This window comes from Alteromonas sp. AWJ4_197, assembly GCF_056160285.1.
The window spans coordinates 77,552-94,810 of the sequence record NZ_JBSWWW010000006.1; the positions used below are offsets into that span (position 1 = coordinate 77,552).

The window sequence follows — 17,259 nt, forward strand, 5'->3', positions numbered from 1 at the left end:
AAAGCTGGAATACTCGTTGCAACGGAATACGAGTTGCGAGAATGTAGATATACGAGGTAAACCGGTCGCTGTCCCGCCGGATGCCACACCAGTCTTACTTTATGGCGTACCCTATTTTGAATCAGGTCACTCTGGATAACAAAGAAAATCAAGGACTCGAGCCGCTTACCCTATCGCTTACAAGGCTAGTTGTGGCATCGGGCTCATTACTTTTTGCCGGCTGGTGTTTGTTTTTAGCGTCAGATTACGTTGAACTGCACCGGCTGACTGAAACGATTTCCGGTGAAAAAGCGTTGTCCCGGTCAGCGCTCCCGGGTCCCGGAGATTCACTCATTCCGTTTGAAAATTACAGCGAAGCATTAACCGGGTTATCAATGCGGCAACCGGGAGAAGCAGAGATCCCGTATCTGCAGGCTTCACTTGCCCTGCACAAATTGCAGATTGCACGGGTTGGCGGTGAAAACAACGTGCCGGAGTTTTTTAATGCGTTTATCACCAGAATTCACGCACTACAGCCGGCACATTATCAGGCATTTGCCCTTACCATGGCGAATGCATCTTTAAACGATCAACCTGTCACCGCATACCATAATTTACTCAGAACATGGCTACCGCTGGCGCCAAATGAAGAAGAAGTGCAAATTAATGCGGGTCGCTATCTGATTGCGCACTGGGAGGAATTACCTGCAGATATTAAGGAGCTCGCCCTTCCTGTTATTCAAAGCGGATTAAGACAACAGCCGGTGAAACGTATTCTGGTTCAGGCCATGAAAACCCATAATTTGATACGCCCTTTTTTAAAAATTTCACCTGACAGAGCAACAACGGCGAAATTAAAAGCGATTACCGGCAATCCGGATGCAAATCAATGATAAACAGGTTTGTAAATCGCGCTGCTTTTGTAATGCTGGGTAGTCTGTTTGTAGTTTTCCCCTGGTTTCACGGACTTGATTTAAAATGGGAACAGATCCTTGCTGCGGCTTGCATCAGTGTTTTTTTTGCACTTTCCGTTCTCTCATCCTCTTTCCATTTCAGAGGCAGCATCCGCTACGTTTTAATAATGTTCGCAGCATGGCTGTTATACGCAGCCTTGTATCTGATCCCGCTTCCCGCTACCGTCACTGACTTTTTGTCCCCGCACATGAGCCATTGGTACATGTTAAATGGCCCGGAAAGTGAAGTACGGATGACGGTTTACTATCAGGCCAGTCTGATTGAATGGATAAAATTTCTCGGAATAGCACTACTTTTGCTTTCGGTATGGCTTCTTTGCCATTCTGAAGAGAGATTGCACAAACTAATTATTATTCTGGTGACCGGATGCACCATCACAGCACTGTATTCTTTGCTCAATTTCTTCAGTGGAGGTCAATTTGAACTGGTGGGTAACATTCCGCCATGGGATTTGAAGTGGCAAGACGGCATAAGAGGGACCTTCAGCTATAAAAACCAATATGCACTTTACATTGCTTTGGGTATTGCACTTTCTGCAGGTATGCTGGCCGATAATATCAGAAGCCGCCGCAATCGAATGGTTACTGTAACGCTGATTCTGACTCTGATAGTGCTTACTCTTACCCTTATTAATACCAGCAGTCGTGGCGTTATTGTCGCCTTAGCCGGCGGGTCAGGAGTCGCCGGCGCATTGTTCCTGCTGCGTCATAAATCACTCGTCAAACAATGGTTGTCTGTAAAGCGCATTGCCGCCGGTGTGGTAATGTTACTGGCAGCTGCCGTTCTTTTTATGCAGTCATCTGTGTATGACCGTTTTGCTCACCAGAAAATGGCCGACAATGGCAGAATGCACCTCAGAAATACTGCTATCAGTGTTATCAGTGATCATCCGGTGACAGGCACAGGTCCCGGTACTTACCCTTATATTCAGCATGTCTACAAACCGATGGCACTGGGCATTTCTAAAATGTCTAAGCGGGCTCACAATGACTACCTCGAAACCATGGCGACAACAGGTATTGTGGGTTTCCTGATACTGGCATTACCTTTGGGGTATATGCTCTGGCGGATTTTCAGGCCTGTAGATTGTGCCTTCAATGGCCTGCTGACAGGTTGCAGGGCAGCGATAGCGACTTATTTATTTCAGGCCGCTTATGATACTAATGCAGGAATATACTTCCTGCCTTTGCTGTTTATAACGGTACTGACAGCAGCATTCGTATTGTGCGAAAAGTTTGCAGTACCGGACTCCGGAATAAAAGCAGATTAATGCTCTAATGACAGGAATTCGTAGTCAGGACCGGTGACAGTAAACACGAAGGCCCCCCAATATCTCGGATCGCGGAATCGACGCTTTGACGCCAGCAGCACCCTGGCATTTCGCATGGCATCTGCGATGTCGCCTCCGTTACCGGCCAAAGAAACATAGAAATGTTGCATAAATTCAGCTGTTGCCCGGTCCGGCACTTTCCAGAGCGTTGAAATGGTTGCTCCGGCCCCCTGATAGAGAAATCCGTGGCTTAAACTTCTCATCCCGATCCCCTGATAGGATTTGCCCATTTCCGTTTCACAGGCGCTGATAACGACTAAACGGTTGTGAAAAACATGAGAGAACAGATTTTCATAGGAGATATAGCCCTGATGTTCATTTTCATCGCCTGTTGCAGTAACCAGCCCCACGGTTTCCGGCGACTCCGGCGAATACCAGGCATGACTGCCTACATGCAATAAGGAAGCATCTCTTGCAGCCGCAGAAGTGATGCTTTCGTTTGTTGCATCATCACCGGTAAACACTTGTAAGGGGGCTGAAGGAAAGGAAGTTGCCAGTACATCCGCAGCTCTCGCTGTCCATGGTAACGGAGGAAACCCTGCGCGCCACTGCATTGCCTCACTGTCAGACATATATTCAGGTGACGGATTAGAGGGATTGGTAAAAGCAACAATATTACCGGCGGCGCTGTTTACATCTCCGGCGCTCTGATAGTCCATCAGAGACAGGATCCTGACGATCCCCATTTCAAACCCCAGATAGCGGGTTCCGGTTTTATCATTCAAAGCGGCAAAAGAACTATTTCTCCACGGCCCTTCAGGCAGTAAATACAGGGTTTTAAAGCCATGATACTCCGTCAGCCTGCCGCTTATCCACGTAGTCAGCGCATCCGGGCTGAATGCGCATTGTTGTTCTATGTAAGGGCCTGAAATAAGATAGGCGCAACTCTTATTCTCCAGTGCAAAAATTTTCAGGATAGCCCGCTTATTTCCGAGGCTCTGACGGATTTTATCTAACGAGAATGTCTGCACAGGCTCACTATCACTAAGCTCCCGTTGCTGGCCGGCCAGTTGAACACGCTCCCAGAGTTTATCTTTGAGAAATTGCTTATCATCATTCTCTGCTGAAGATTGAGGGTCAGGCATAGCGGCGTTTGCCAACATCCACTCGCTTTGCAATGTCTCATCCACTTTTTCATAACTCTGGCTGGCCAGAGCCATTCTGTGACGGTTGAAAACGATCGCGGAGAACCTTTCAGAGATAAACAAAGCTTCCTCTATAATGCGCTCATCGTCTGAAGGCAGAATGGCCGATAGGTAATTGTTGATCAGTCTGCGGGACTGACTTAACCAGCTCATCCCGGTTTCATTACTGCTGAATTTTGTTGAAGCATCCGTAATACTGGCGAATGCATCGTAAAAAATGCCGGCGATTTCAGGAAGATGTTCGCCACCACCGGCCTTTAACAGAGTCATTCTGGCATTCGCAAGCGCCAGGCTCACTGATAGTGTCATCCGGCGGTGCTGACTGATGTCTTCTATCAGTGTTTTAGCCATCCCGTAACGCTTAACCAGTAACAGCACCTCCAGCCAGTCACTCATCAGCTGTGAACGTTGAGTCACAGAATACTGGCCGGTGAGATGTCCTAATGCTCTTACACAGGCGTCTTCGTCAAACTCTGCAGGCGACAGTCGTGCTCTTATTCTTGCAAATAAAACCTCGTATCGTGATTCCTGAAGTCTGGTGCGCTGCAGAGGAGCCAGTTCGTCCAGCCAGCTTTGAGCGGATGCAAGATCATTTTTCGAAATCGCGATGCCGGCAAGAGAGATTAGTGTATCTACGAAATCGGTAGTGAAGTTTTCTGCATTACTTACCTGCAATACCTGCTGATAATATCGTTCAGATTTTTCAATATCTCCCACCAGCATATAAGCCCGCCCCAGATTAGCATAGCTGACGATAAGCTTTTCCGGTGCCAGATTATAAGTATGGCGGTAAACCGACTCTCTGAGTGTGGCAAGGTACTCAGGCAGCTTCCCCTGATGCCGGTATACCCAGGCCAGATTGTTGGTGAGATCGTCCAGCATCTCCTGCTGTTGTAAATTTTCCGGAGCAGGTAAACAGGCAATACCCTCTTCCAGAAACTGTTCAGTGCGGGGTAAATCTGCTACCGACTGAAAATAACTCGCCAGACCATTATTTATTTGTGCACAAAGATGGGGATCGGTACCGGCCATTATCCTCGCGCTACCAAGTTGCAACTGTGCGTATCCGGACTCTCTGACTGACGAGTCCTCAGAAAGTACATCATGAAAACCACAAAAACCGTAGAATGCGGCTTCCTGCTGATTGTTTTTTGCGCTGCCCAGCAGCTCCGGGGAAGTACAAACCTGTGCAACTTTATCGTACTGGTCTATAGAAAAGGTGCTTTGAAGGTATATCAGCCTGATTGTGTTTTCATAAGCAGACCCGGCGAAAACATCCCTTGAAATAGCTTCCGCCGCAAGCGAAGCTGCTTCCCTGTAGGCCATATTTTCCAGTTTTATCAGCAGATTTCTTATCAACCACTCATGATAGTAAGGGTCTTTGCTACTGACAGACAGCGCTCCAATCTGATCCGCAAAATCATCAGGCAGTGACAAGCCGTGCTGAACATACACGGTATCAAACTTTGCCACTAAAGCTAATAAAGAGGCCTGCTGAACGTCATTGACGTTTAACGCTGACGCGGAAGGGCCGGTACATTGAAATAAAACACCATCCTGCTCATAAACCTGATTAAGCGCAGCCCATCCGGCAGGTTCCCCACACAACGTGTGCGGAGCTGAAGAGGAAGCAAAAACTGACGTCGCAAATACAAAGAAGACCGGCGCTGCAAAGCCTGCTCTGCGGAGCATACCTGCAATAAATGAATTCCTTGTAGAAAAACGCATTCGTCAGTTCCTGCCGTTTTTTTAGTCGTCGTGTTTCCAGCGATAGCTTGTCAGAATGAGCTCTGACGGATCACCGTCATTGACCGCCGGGCCATCTCTCAACCAGGCGAGTGTTGACGTGTACTCCCGTACCGTTTTTTCTTCATGCTCATATTCATAGGCAACAATAGATACCCGTACCGATTTAAAACCTGCCACATCAGTGCCTTGCGCTGTATCTAAAGGAATAGTGTTAGAAATAAAAATACCCGATTTATCAATAACCTTAAATTCGCTGAGTTTCATAATAGCTTGCGCGGTACCATTCCATAACCCGCCAAGAACCACCTGGTAAGTGCCTTTTTTCTCATCAAAGATGAACTTTACCGGATAGTTTTGTCCCAGCCCTTCAGGGTGATAACTACTTAAAGAAGGGACAATTGTGCGGTGATTAACATAGTTGACGCCGGCTTTACTGGTTTGCCAGTATCCGTCTTTCAAAGACTCCACGGTGGTTTACTCCTTTTTATATAAAATTGCAGACATAGTAAGAGATGCTGCGTTTTCTACGCCACACTGCTTGCTGAAGTGATCCAGACAAATGGCGAGTTCTTGTTGTGTTTCTTTTAGCGGGAATAACTGTTTTTTCGCGGCATTGATAGCATGCAGTAATACATCAGCGATGATTACGCTGCCCAGTTTCCCCATTCTGTGGCCAGGATTATCTTCCTGAGCGGAAGATTCGGCCAGCAAAAATGGCCAAAGCGGAAGGCGGTTTTCCCTGTGAAGGGTATAAAACAGTGATGCCTGGTTCATCGGATCCATCTTCAACTCTGTCAGCAGTGACTCGCTGTCGTCCATAGTCAATCCGCAGCCCTTAAACAGTTCAGGGTATTCTCCCTCAAGATACTGTTTACACTCCTGAACAGTCATTAATTCTGCTTTCATGCCAGCGGCAATATTACGCTCTGCGATATTACGGGAAACCGGTATCCCACCCATGCCGGACACTACAATTAAGTTGATAGGCTGAACTTCCTGAGCAAACTCGCCGAAAAACAATGACCAGTCAATGGGCGGAATGGCCTTTCCTCTTTCAGCCTGATGAGTCAGCAGTGCATGCAATGTGAAACTGTCATTTCCACGAAGTTTATAGGTTTCGCGCACCATACTGTGCCCAAAACGAAACGCTGCGTGACTGAATTCATAGGGCACTCTTGAAATGTATTCGTCGCTCCCGAGTATGGTGACAGCGGGCGGCTGTTCAGAAAAGTAATAGTCATAAACCTGCCGGTCCAGAATAGCAGGTAACCATTCATGAATAACCAGATGGTGAAACAAAGCGACAGTAATTTGTTGCGCTTTACGAAACCATGACACGTCCTCGCAGAGATGGGGCAAGTCTTGCTCCGGCGATTGACATAAGCTTCCCAGTATACGGTTGTGAATGCGCTGCCACTGACTGTGAAATTGAAGAATTATCGCATTGTCGTTATTACGGGGTTCAAACAGCAGGGGCGTATTGCAATTATCACGCAGACAATCCCAGTCATTATCAGGCAATCTGAAAAAGCCCTGTTCATCGGTAAGCCAGTGCGGAGGTAAGCCCCCTGATTCACCGTAGAGGCTGTCCATATTCAAAGCCGGAGAAACCTGCCTTGATGAATAGTGATTCTGTGCCGGATGGGTGGGTGAGATAATGTCGTGGGCTATCCACTGCCCCCAATACGTAAATCCTGCCGGTAACTTGCCGGGATTCAGAGGAATTTTGACAACTTTTTCGCTTCCTGCCGGCTCCGGAGGGTGAACAGGGTTTTCACTGACCGGTGTCAATAACGCTTGCATGCCAGCAGAGGTGTAAGGAGCCTCAGGCGTTTCGGAAATCGGATCGGACCAGGGAATAATTGCAGCCACCATCTCTGCAATTTCCTCTTTATCAGGCAGCGGCATCCGTGTTTTTCCGAAAAGATAATCCCTATCTTCACCACCCATTTTTTAGTCCTTTTTTACTTCCAGGGAGAACCGGTTGATCTCAGTATTATCATTATTGCCGCCATGACGGGACAGAATCAGCTGATAATTTCCGTTATCGATATCTCCGGCACGGATAACCATCGTGATTTCATTATTGTCATTCGGCTTCAATAGCCGCGACTCAATTTCCTCTCCCTTTGCACTGGTAAGAAGAGCGTAAACAGAGCCGCTAAAATCTGGCGGGGCATCACTGACAATGACTTTAAATTGCTCACCGTCATTGAAGTGTAAAGTCACAGGTTGAGTCACGTGACTACGAAAATCTTCAAGATAAACAATTGCCGGACTAACTTCCGGTTCGGATGTTACCAGAGCTGCCGGTAGCCAAATCCAGGCTGAGATTCCGGCGGCGAGAGCAAAAGCTCCCCATGCAGGCAACGAGGCAGTCTTTCTGACTTTCTGAGGTAATACGGCCACATCAGGTACAGCCTGACTTAGTGACTGGCTAAGTATCACTTGTTCCGTCAGCTCATGTGAATCGAGCATAGCAACTTCAAAGGCAATTTCTTCATCCGGAGTCAGCTGCTTAGCAAGATAACGCCGGGTGAATTCATCATTATATTTTTCAGACATAAAAGGCCTGGTCAGTTTTTTGGCCTGATTGTGGTATCCGGCCATTCTGTTCATTAAAGTGCTTGTGAGAGACGGAAACTCTCACCTCTTCCGTAAAAGATATAAATTGCGGAGAAAAAGCATTCTGCCCGCCTGCCGGCGCTAGCAGCATCAGCACGATGACACCATCGATAATCTGCCTGACATTGGAAGCCGCTTCATCATCACCTTCGATAAGTTGTCTGAGACGCTGTCTTGCACGAAATAATACACGGTCAAAGTGAGCCGGCGTCAAATCCAGGCTGTCGCAAATCGTGCTTTTGTCCTCATCATGCAGATAAAAACGACTGAGAATTTCCCGGTCTCTTTCTGTACCCAGTTGATTTAACACCCGGAGAACCAGATTTGACGCATCACGCTCATGCAGCTGGTGCAGCAAAGTCGGGTTTTGCGCAGCAAACGTATCGGTAAGATCGGAAACATCAGTTTGTCTGCGGGTTTGCAAACGCCGGTAGGCTATCAGCGTATTAATGCCTGTCTGGCGAATAAAAGAAGACAGCGCATCCGGATTGCGGAGATCACCGTCCCGCAATTTTCTGAGAACAACGACGAATGTATCCTGAGTGAGATCTTCAGCCAGCGATAATGAATCGGTTTGTCGGTATAAAATAAAAAGCAGCCCCTGATAGTAATTTTCTACGAGCTGCCTTTCTGCATTTTTATCACCCTGAACGATGCGTTCAATAAGTGCGGCGGGGTGCGTCACGGGTGTTCCTAATCCGGGTAAAAATTTTTGAGTGCTTTATTGCTTTTGTGCTTCCAACCATATCGGCTAACGCCAGTTAAATCAATGCCTATCGAAGATCGCGACCGCTTCTGAAAGGCTTATTTACAGCACTCTATATATAAGAAAAAAAGCACAATATGGCTATCTTGTGTCAGCTAAGCCATTGAAACACAACACCTGCAGAGAAAGCACAAATTTAAATCACCATTGATTATTTGAAAATTAATGAGATTTATTCTTAAAAAGTGTGGGAGAAACCGCCTGAATGGCTCACTGGTATCTGCATAAACACTTTAAATAAATAAGAATGTCAGAGAGGACAAGATGTCAAACCACGTTATAGCTGTTGTTATTCACGGTTTCGGTGAGCATCACAGGGCGTTTGCAGGCAATCTTATGAGCACAGTCAAACAAACCTGCCGGCAGTTAAACCCGCCTCAGCACGACATCCACTGGCTCCCGGTGAATATAGACTGGATAAATGAACTGAGAGCCACTGAAGACAATGACCCTTTGCGACTGACCAGCCGTGTTATGCCTCTCAGTGCCACCAGTGCACTTTCATTAACCGCACAAGTTAATGTATGTAATGCCGTCTTCCTTAATACCTCGTTACAAGCCGTTATTGAGGAAAAGGTTCAGGATTTAATTACAGAAAGTTGCGGCGCACTGACAAAGAAAACGCCGGTTATTATCGCATCCGGTCAGGATGGAAAGATGACATTATTCCAATTCAGCTGGCACAGTGCACAACAAAACAACGGTGCAAACAGTTCACCCGGCTATCGTTCAGTACCTGATTTCATGCTCAACAGCGCAAACGACAACACGATTCATCACAAACGCTTCCAATAAAAAATGCGCTCATAAGAGCGCATTTCTGTTAGTTTTTCAGTGAGTATCACATTATGGTGTAGTGGTACTGAACTGGTATACCGCCAGGAATGTTTCGCCTGTTTCTTCAATCTCAAATGTGTAGGTCAATGAGGTTGCCTGACCACCTGTAGGCGGAGAGTCCAGAGTCACAATCACTTCGGTGCCCTTAGTCAGTACCGTACCATTTTCGATACCACTAAAGAATGGGACAACTACGTTTCGTGAATCTGAGGCTGACACATTTGTTACGGTGAAATCGCCACCTTCGGCAAGCAACTTCAGGGTAACCAGAGTAACAGACTCAGGAGGCGGATCAGAGACTTCACGGGAGAAGTTACCGGCAAACTGAGAGCTTACGCTGAACTCATTATATGTATCCGACGAACCGCTCTTGCGGAATAATCTCACCCGTGGATCAACGGCTTCAATTTGCACGTTGTCTGCAGCACTGCTGACCGTGCCATCGTTAACCACAAGCGACAATACATAGCTACCCGCCAAATCTGTAGTGAATGTAGGATCTGCAGCAGTATCGTCATTCAGTGTCGCTGTACTGTCTGTGGGTTTTGAAACAAAACTCCATGCGTAAGTTAATGCATCATTATCCGAGTCAGTACTTGCAGCACCGTCCAATTGAACAGTATCGCCCGTTGCAACATTCTGATCTTCTCCCGCATTCGCTACAGGTGCCGAGTTACCACTCGCCACATTAATTGTCACACTGTCTTCAGCACTATCAACCGTGCCGTCATTTACAATGAGTGAAACAACATATTCACCTTCTGCATCCGGCGTAAAGGTCGGGGCAGCAGTCGTTGCTCCGCCAAGTACTGCAGTGTTAGCTTCAGGTGCTGAAGCAATGGTCCAGGAATAAGTCAGTGTATCACCATCAGCATCACTACTGCCGGAACCGTCTAATGTCACCAAAGTTGCCAGTGTAACGTTCTGAGTAGCACCGGCTTCTGCTACAGGCGCAGAATTTTCGGTACTGGCTGTTACAACAACGTCATCACTTTCACTGTCTGTAGTGCCGTCATTGACTGTCAGAGCAATGGTATATTCACCGTCAACATCCGGAGTAAAGGTAGGTGATGCAGATGCTGCATTACTTAACTGTGCACTGCTGCCGGCAGGTTGGGAAGAAAACGACCAGCTGAAAGTCAGACTGTCGCCATCTGCATCTGTACTGTCTCCTCCATTTAAAGTAACAACTGAAGAAGTAGGAACGTTTTGATCGGCACCGGCATCAGCAACCGGCGCGGTATTCGCAGCGGTGGCAGTTACCACGACAGTGTCGGAAGCACTGTTTACTGTGCCGTCGTTAACCACCAGAGAGACGATGTACTCACCGTCTACATCCGGTGTGAACGCAGCTGAAACAGCGGACGCGCCGGAGAGGGTTGCATCACTGCCTGAAGGCACAGATGTAAATGCCCACGTGTATGTTAAAGAATCACCATCGGCATCAGAGCTGCCTGCGCCTGACAGAGAAACTTCAGTGCCTGTCGCCACGTCCTGCGCACTGCCGGCTTCGGCAACCGGCGCGGTGTTTGTCGGTTCGCGGGAATCATCAACACTTGAACTTGAACCACCACAACCTGTTAATCCCAACACAACTGCGGTAGCGAGAATGCTTAACTTTGCCTGTCCCATGAGATCTCCTTATGGGTAAATACTTATTGTAGTAATTTGCTTCAGATAACCTCTGGCTATTCTGTCCTGCAATTTAATTTGTCCCTTTGCCTACGTATTAAAGCGCGATTTGTATTAGTTCTCTACAGCTAAATATTATCTTAACTTATACTTTATTATGAGATATTGACCGAAAACCAGCCAATTCAACGAGATAGGATCTAAAAGATTTTTTTGGCGTTTTAAGAAGTGGGAGCTGGCCGTAAGCCGGGTTCTGTCGTGGACAATCATTCCTCTAGGCCTGTAATTACTCACAGGCTCAAGCAACCTACCCGCCTTCCGTGCGGGCCGCACGTATAGAAGGCCTATTTGGTCTTGCTCCGGGTGGAGTTTACCATGCCACACACTGTTACCAGTGGCGCGGTGCGCTCTTACCGCACCCTTTCACCCTTACCGGCGCTTGCGCGCTTAGGCGGTTTACTCTCTGCTGCACTTGTCGTCGGCTCACGCCGCCCAGACGTTATCTGGCACCCTGCCCTGTGGAGCCCGGACTTTCCTCCCCTCTCTTGCGAGAGCAGCGATTGCCAGGCCAGCTCCGGCGCGCATTCTACAGAAGTTTTTAAGCGTAAGCGACAATAAAAAACTGGTTGGGAATTTCGATACGATAATACTGGTCCGGTTAATTAACATCTAACATCAGAAAATAGTCGACCCGCAGATTTGCTTAGTACTTTATAAATGCGAACGGGTAATACCAGTTAACGCACTCTCCAATGTTTTCATTTCCTCACTGTCGCAGGCATATCGCTGCATAAACGTTGCGACCCCCCGCAAGTTATCACTCATTGAAAATAAAGACTCTTGTGCATCTTTAGAAATGATTCCTAAAGCGCCATATATGCCTGCCATCGTCTCAATGTGCCCGGCGCTGGTCCCTTTACCCAACTGGGTGAATATGTCGGCATGGCGTCTGGCAATTGTATAGTGATACGTTTTACTATATGTATTGCGATATACCTCTTCCCCCATAATCGTTCGACTTATATCATCCCATACTTCGGTACGCGTAAAGTCGATAGGATCGGGGCCTAAGCATTTGGCTGCCAGGTGCTCATATGAAACAATGAAAAAACCTGTCATTGCTGTACTCATGCTAATACCCTTCAAGCTGTCTCGCATCTCTTGCTTCATGTTTTCTGGCTCACTATGCCGGCCAGCGAATAGAGACGCGAATTCCACTATGCCCGAATTAAGCGTAAGCTCAGTCAATTCGAGCATTGCTTTTTCAAAATTTTTGTCTTCCTCTGCAATAATTCGCATGTCGTTCCGGTACAGCGCGTTAATGTAAACGGCGCCATCATCACCGGCGCTAAACGGACCATTTCCTACCCTTACCCGATACGCAATAACTTCAAGTTCTGCAAGGCGGCGCTGTTTAGCATCGTTAATCACTTGCCAGGTAGAGGAGTGCTGCTTATCTGGCCGTATAAACAGGTCTGTAGTAAATTGGTTTAGTTCATCAATACTGGTAATTTTATTGATTTCATCGATAACTTTCTGGCTGGCTTGTTTAAGAAAGGGCTCACGCGCTTTAAATAGCCTGGCGAAAGTGTTGCTCACTACGGGCTGATTTCTGAATCCGACATACAAATCTTTATGTTGCTCAAACCACTTTCCGGAGGCAAGAAGTGCTTCTTCCGGCGTTGTATAGTCCGAATCCGCAGGCAAAGTATGTATCGAAAAATAATTAGTTAATAAAGCGGGAAGCTCACTGTTAATATACCCTCTGACCTCGTCCCGGGCTCTTATATTCAGATCATTCCAACTGGCCAATGTCCGCGGTTCTACGGCGCTCATCAGTGCTTTCAACTCTCCATTTTGAGCGTGTTGAATGCGCGCATTAATTTCAGCGTATACGTCTTCTCTCTGCGGCTTTTCTTTGTGCTCGACCCGCTTTGTTTCGGCCTGTATTTTTTCTTCAGGCGTTACTATTTTAGATTCACTCTGTGTCTTTTTCCTTTGTTCAACCAACCTCGTTTCAGCCGGAGTTTTTTCTTCAGGCCACAATGCATTGCGAACATAAACAGACTGCACTTCAAATTCGCTCAATGCCTCAGACTCATTCGTTTTGGCCAACTCATCCATAGTGTAAGCCTGCCACGCGGCTGCACCATCAAGCGCCATGCCACCAATGGCGGCACTCATGTAATGCAAAACCCGCGGTATCTCGCCAAAGCCGCCCGATAAGACGTTAATGTGCGATCTTCTTACCGGTAAGTTATTCTGCTGCGAACAAACACGCCCTAATTCGTAGACATACCCTTCACGCAATTCATCATCCATATCTAACAGGTTTTGCTCAAAGTAACTATTAAAGACCGAAGGCCTGAACAAATTAATCAGTTGAATAATCTGGACGCTTTGCGCCGGCGCTCCGGGATTTTTATTAAGCTCGTCTAACCACGCGGTAAGAGAAGGCATACAGCCTGAACCAGCTTTTTGTTGCAAATCTGGATGCCGGCCACTGGAAACATGCTGTAGACGGGATCGAAGCAAAAGCATTTGGTGGGTTAGCGAATCTACAGCGTCCTTGTTTCCCCCTGATTGCTGTAGCGCTAATTCTGTTTGTACTTTTTCCATTTCCTTTTTGATTTGAACCAGGCGGGCTTGTTTTTGCTGTTGTTTTTCGCGTTGGGCTTTTTGCTTTGCAGCCATAGCCTTTTGCCGCAAACGGTTCTGCTCAGCATTAATTTTTGCGCTCTCGCTAAACAAGTCATTAACTTTTTGGCGCAGCTCAGCAACTAATGCTGTATTGCCGTCGGCTCTGGCTTGTTGTCCCTGAATTCTGAGTAACTCAACCTGCTGGTTAATCAGATCTGTTTTTGCTTTTGCCTCAATACCTCGTTGTCTGATTTCATCTACATCTGCCCCCATATGCAAAGCTCTCTGCATGTATTCGGGAAGTGTTTTACCAGCCACCAGCAAAACCGGTGCTTTTTGGTTACTTTGCGGGCCGCCAAAAAACAGATAAATCTCATCTTTAGTTTTGCTAATTGCACCAAAAAGCATTACGGCTGGTTGCCTATAAGGCTGATACTGTATTTTGAGAAGGTTTAGCTCAGAAATAAGCTCACCGGTAAGCGGGTAAGTAGCGGGCGCAGGTATTGTATTCAGGTCATCAACTTTTGCGACATCGAATACTACCTTGCCACTTAAGGGGGCGCCTTTACCCAATTGCATTGCCTCGTGTTGAGCTCCCGTCCTCCCACTCCTGCGTTCCGGCGCGGTTGACACCTTAGGAACTGGTTGTGTGGACGCAATGTTCTCATCTAAATGCAGGGTTATTCGTTTTATATTGCCTTGTTCAACAGCCAGTCCTATCCAGTCTTTGGGCAGCTCAGGTAAGGATGTTTTTCCAAAGCTTAATTGACAAAAAAATACACCTGCTAAAAAGACTGACACAATTAAATATCTGTTCAATTTAAATCCCTTTAATTTATGGCCGAGCGTACTTACAAGCACTAATTCCTGAGCTCAGTAAGCAATTTTGTGCAAATAACAGACTAGCCTTAACTGTCTCCAAAAGAAAATTTTTAATCAAAGGTTGAAACTCATACGAAGAGGAGTTGCTATCTCATGCTACTGATATTTTTTTGTAGTTTTCCAGACGGATTTAGTGAATTAGACGGGTTCAGGGGAGATTAGCTGGTTGTTGGTGCTTCCGAATCCAGATCAGCCTGATGCAACATAGTCATGTCTGACTATTAAATAAAAGCTGAAACCGAATCCGTCGATTTATAAATGAGGAAGCCCACTGACGTGGGCTTCCTTAATCTAGAATAGCTTATTTTCTTTACAACTTAGTTTGGCGTGATGGCGTTGTGATAAACGTCCTGCACGTCATCGCAATCGTTCAGCATATCCATGAATTTCTCAAACATGGGCATATCTTCTTCACTGATCTCTACTTCAGTCTGCGGAATAAAACTGATTTCTTCAGCATCTAATGTGATATCAGGGTACGCTTCAGTCAATGCAGTTTTCACACTGTAGAATTCTGTATGGGGTGCATAAACAGTAATTTTACCGTCTTCACATTCCACTTCAGTCACGTCTACATCGGCTTCCATTAATACTTCCAGCACAGCATCTTCATCATCACCGGCAAACTGGAAAATCGCCTGATGGTCGAACATGTGAGCTACTGCACCGGGACCACCGATTTTGGCATTGGTTTTAGTGAAGCAATTACGCACATCGGTAATGGTACGGTTATTGTTGTCAGTCAGACAGTCAACAATCACCATGCAGTTACCCGGACCGAAGCCTTCGTAACGTGCAGGTACGAAATCTTCACCGGCACCACCTACAGCTTTATCAATGGCTTTTTCGATAACGTGGCTCGGCACCTGATCTTTTTTCGCTTTTTCCATCAGACGCTTAAGCGACAGATTGGTATCCGGGTCAGGACCACCGTTCTTCGCGCACACGTAAATTTCTTTACCGTATTTAGAATAAACTTTGGTTTTTGCGCCAGCCGTTTTGGCCATGGCGTTCTTTCTTACTTCAAATGCTCTGCCCATCTTAGGTCTCTGTATCGTACTTTTATCTGACAATGCCCGTGAAAAAATTCAGGCACAGTTTAAAAAATTGTCGTGCAGTTTACCGGCTTTGCCGCTGAGTTAACAGTTTTGCGTGACTTCCGGGCGCCGGGGGCTGGCGGGAGCGAGCGCTTTTTCGCCGGGTCGCTTTGGTCACCCTACTGCGAACGCTGCTGACGGGTAAACTTATTGCAAATGAAACCGTCTGCCGCATGGATGCGGCAGCCGAGGCCCCAGGGATGGGTTCACGCCGTGTTTCATTTGCAATAAGTGTCCCGGCTAAAAAAGTGTTCGCCCCGCCAACTCAGGGCAAATGTTCCCTGGCCAGATATTCTCTGGATTGCATTTCTTTCAGGCGGCTCAGGCAACGGCGGAACTCAAAATTCAGCCGGCCGTCAGTGTAAAGCTGCTCCAGTCCCACTTCGGCGGTCATTATAAGTTTAACGTGACGTTCGTAGAATTCATCCACCATCGCAATGAAACGGCGGGCGGTGTCATCGTTGTTTGCTCCCATTTGCTTCACGTTGGCAACCAGTACCGAATGATAACAGCGGCTCAGTTCAATGTAGTCGCTCTGGCTGCGCGGCCCTTCACAAAGTGCAGAAAACTCGATAGACAATACCCCTTCAGCACTGCGGCGGGTAGGGATTTTACGGTTGTTCACCTCTATCATCTCGCCGGTCTGGTAATTTTCCGGCGCCAGTTGCTCAAAATACTCATGCAGGTGCCTATCGCCATCGGCATCCAGCGGTGAATGAAAAATTTCTGCCTGCTCCAGAGTACGAAGCCGGTAATCAATACCACTGTCCACATTAATGACTTCAGTGTGTTTATTAATGAGATCAATAGCCGGTAAGAAGCGGGCCCGCTGTAAGCCGTTCTTATACAGTTCATCAGGCACAATATTCGATGTCGCTACCAGGGTTATTCCACGGGAAAACAACTCCTGCATCAGTGTGCCAAGGATCATGGCATCGGTGATGTCGGACACAAAGAATTCATCGAAACAGATCACACGGGCTTCACTGGCAAGCCTGTCAGCCACAATTTTCAGCGGATCCGGTTCATTAGGCAGAGTTTTCAGCTCGTCATGAACGCGGTGCATAAAACGGTGGAAATGCACCCGTGATTTTTTACTGAAAGGCAAACATTCAAAAAAGGTATCGACCAGATACGTTTTGCCCCGGCCTACACCGCCGTAAAAATAAATACCGGTTACCGGCTTTGATACTGGCTGCTTGCCGAACAGTTTTTTGATACTTGCACCGAATCCGGAAGATGACGGCGCTTTGATGAGATCATCGTATAACCGCTGAAGCGCTCTGACTGCATTTTCCTGCGCAGGATCATGTTTAAACGTGGGCAACTGCAAATCTTGCTGATATTTTTCCCATGGCGTCATCGCCGAAACTACTCCCGATAGAAGGTAGGCAGAAGGTCCGCTGCACCGACCTCCTTGAAAAAACAAAATCTGATCTTAAATTCCGGATAAATACAGGTAGAATCGCAGCGCTGTGTGTTATGCGGGGTGGTATTGGTCGAAGTAAAACCAAATACCGTATAAACCTGAATAAGCCACTATCATAACGCAATGCCGGGCTGCAGATAAGGTTTACAGGCAATGATTTGCTTTGAATCGTC

The 17,259-nt window shown here is 47.0% G+C and carries 12 protein-coding genes and 1 other RNA gene; 3 read left to right on the top strand and 10 right to left on the bottom strand.

Translation table 11 applies throughout. From position 1 onward, the window contains the following. Nucleotides 1–101: 101 nt before the first annotated feature. A complete protein-coding gene (locus ACXAGC_RS14165) occupies nucleotides 102–872 on the top strand; it encodes a hypothetical protein (protein ID WP_474844899.1) in 771 nt (256 codons plus the stop codon). Then, on the top strand, nucleotides 869–2,224 hold the full coding sequence (locus ACXAGC_RS14170) for an O-antigen ligase family protein (RefSeq protein WP_474844900.1): 1,356 nt from the start codon (nucleotides 869–871) through the stop codon (nucleotides 2,222–2,224). Before ACXAGC_RS14165 ends, ACXAGC_RS14170 begins: the two co-directional genes overlap by 4 nt. Here the strand turns inward: ACXAGC_RS14170 and ACXAGC_RS14175 are convergent. Genes ACXAGC_RS14175 through ACXAGC_RS14195 form a run of 5 tightly spaced genes read right to left on the bottom strand, consistent with a single transcriptional unit; the run spans nucleotide 2,221 to nucleotide 8,488 of the window. Continuing rightward, entirely contained in the window at nucleotides 2,221–5,157 is a 2,937-nt protein-coding gene (locus ACXAGC_RS14175; RefSeq protein ID WP_474844901.1) for a CHAT domain-containing protein, read from the bottom strand. The two genes, ACXAGC_RS14170 and ACXAGC_RS14175, sit on opposite strands and share 4 nt — an antisense overlap. Before the next feature lie 21 nt (nucleotides 5,158–5,178). Next, nucleotides 5,179–5,646 carry a hypothetical protein gene (locus ACXAGC_RS14180; RefSeq protein ID WP_474844902.1) on the bottom strand — a complete coding sequence of 156 codons (468 nt, stop codon included), beginning with the start codon at nucleotides 5,644–5,646 and terminating at the stop codon, nucleotides 5,179–5,181. 6 nt (nucleotides 5,647–5,652) lie between these two features. Then, complete coding sequence (locus ACXAGC_RS14185; RefSeq protein ID WP_474844903.1) at nucleotides 5,653–7,128, bottom strand: peroxidase family protein; 1,476 nt, start codon at nucleotides 7,126–7,128, stop codon at nucleotides 5,653–5,655. Between the two features lie 3 nt (nucleotides 7,129–7,131). Continuing rightward, nucleotides 7,132–7,743, bottom strand: a complete 612-nt coding sequence (locus ACXAGC_RS14190) for a hypothetical protein (RefSeq protein ID WP_474844904.1) — start codon at nucleotides 7,741–7,743, stop codon at nucleotides 7,132–7,134. After that, a complete protein-coding gene (locus ACXAGC_RS14195) occupies nucleotides 7,736–8,488 on the bottom strand; it encodes an RNA polymerase sigma factor (protein WP_474844905.1) in 753 nt (250 codons plus the stop codon). The genes ACXAGC_RS14190 and ACXAGC_RS14195 overlap by 8 nt, the downstream gene beginning before the upstream one ends. Nucleotides 8,489–8,905: 417 nt before the next feature. On the opposite strand from ACXAGC_RS14195, the gene ACXAGC_RS14200 reads away from it, so the two are divergent. Then, the gene (locus ACXAGC_RS14200) at nucleotides 8,906–9,364 is read left to right on the top strand and encodes a hypothetical protein (RefSeq protein ID WP_474844906.1); all 459 of its coding nucleotides are present in this window, start codon (nucleotides 8,906–8,908) and stop codon (nucleotides 9,362–9,364) included. Between the two features lie 51 nt (nucleotides 9,365–9,415). Here the strand turns inward: ACXAGC_RS14200 and ACXAGC_RS14205 are convergent, their stop codons facing one another. The 5 genes from ACXAGC_RS14205 to zapE form a co-directional block, all read right to left on the bottom strand. Beyond that, nucleotides 9,416–11,038: a PKD domain-containing protein gene (locus tag ACXAGC_RS14205; RefSeq protein ID WP_474844907.1), complete on the bottom strand. Its 1,623-nt coding sequence runs from the start codon at nucleotides 11,036–11,038 to the stop codon at nucleotides 9,416–9,418. Between the two features lie 227 nt (nucleotides 11,039–11,265). Beyond that, nucleotides 11,266–11,614, bottom strand: an RNA gene (rnpB, locus tag ACXAGC_RS14210) — RNase P RNA component class A. 135 nt (nucleotides 11,615–11,749) lie between these two features. Next, a complete protein-coding gene (locus tag ACXAGC_RS14215) occupies nucleotides 11,750–14,497 on the bottom strand; it encodes an OmpH family outer membrane protein (protein WP_474844908.1) in 2,748 nt (915 codons plus the stop codon). 380 nt (nucleotides 14,498–14,877) lie between these two features. Continuing rightward, nucleotides 14,878–15,600 (bottom strand): YebC/PmpR family DNA-binding transcriptional regulator, encoded by a 723-nt coding sequence (locus ACXAGC_RS14220; protein ID WP_119500204.1) that lies wholly within the window; start codon nucleotides 15,598–15,600, stop codon nucleotides 14,878–14,880. Between the two features lie 322 nt (nucleotides 15,601–15,922). After that, nucleotides 15,923–17,020 carry a cell division protein ZapE gene (zapE, locus tag ACXAGC_RS14225; RefSeq protein ID WP_474844909.1) on the bottom strand — a complete coding sequence of 366 codons (1,098 nt, stop codon included), beginning with the start codon at nucleotides 17,018–17,020 and terminating at the stop codon, nucleotides 15,923–15,925. Nucleotides 17,021–17,259 lie beyond the last annotated feature (239 nt).

What these genes read in the sequence shown, in the direction of transcription:
- ACXAGC_RS14185 (WP_474844903.1), bottom strand. Translation starts at nt 7,128, where the DNA reads ATGGGTGGTGAAGATAGGGATTATCTTTTCGGAAAAACACGGATGCCG.
- zapE (WP_474844909.1), bottom strand. Translation starts at nt 17,020, where the DNA reads ATGACGCCATGGGAAAAATATCAGCAAGATTTGCAGTTGCCCACGTTT.
- ACXAGC_RS14205 (WP_474844907.1), bottom strand. Translation starts at nt 11,038, where the DNA reads ATGGGACAGGCAAAGTTAAGCATTCTCGCTACCGCAGTTGTGTTGGGA.
- ACXAGC_RS14175 (WP_474844901.1), bottom strand. Translation starts at nt 5,157, where the DNA reads ATGCGTTTTTCTACAAGGAATTCATTTATTGCAGGTATGCTCCGCAGA.
- ACXAGC_RS14220 (WP_119500204.1), bottom strand. Translation starts at nt 15,600, where the DNA reads ATGGGCAGAGCATTTGAAGTAAGAAAGAACGCCATGGCCAAAACGGCT.
- ACXAGC_RS14190 (WP_474844904.1), bottom strand. Translation starts at nt 7,743, where the DNA reads ATGTCTGAAAAATATAATGATGAATTCACCCGGCGTTATCTTGCTAAG.
- ACXAGC_RS14200 (WP_474844906.1), top strand. Translation starts at nt 8,906, where the DNA reads ATGAGCACAGTCAAACAAACCTGCCGGCAGTTAAACCCGCCTCAGCAC.
- ACXAGC_RS14165 (WP_474844899.1), top strand. Translation starts at nt 102, where the DNA reads ATGGCGTACCCTATTTTGAATCAGGTCACTCTGGATAACAAAGAAAAT.
- ACXAGC_RS14170 (WP_474844900.1), top strand. Translation starts at nt 869, where the DNA reads ATGATAAACAGGTTTGTAAATCGCGCTGCTTTTGTAATGCTGGGTAGT.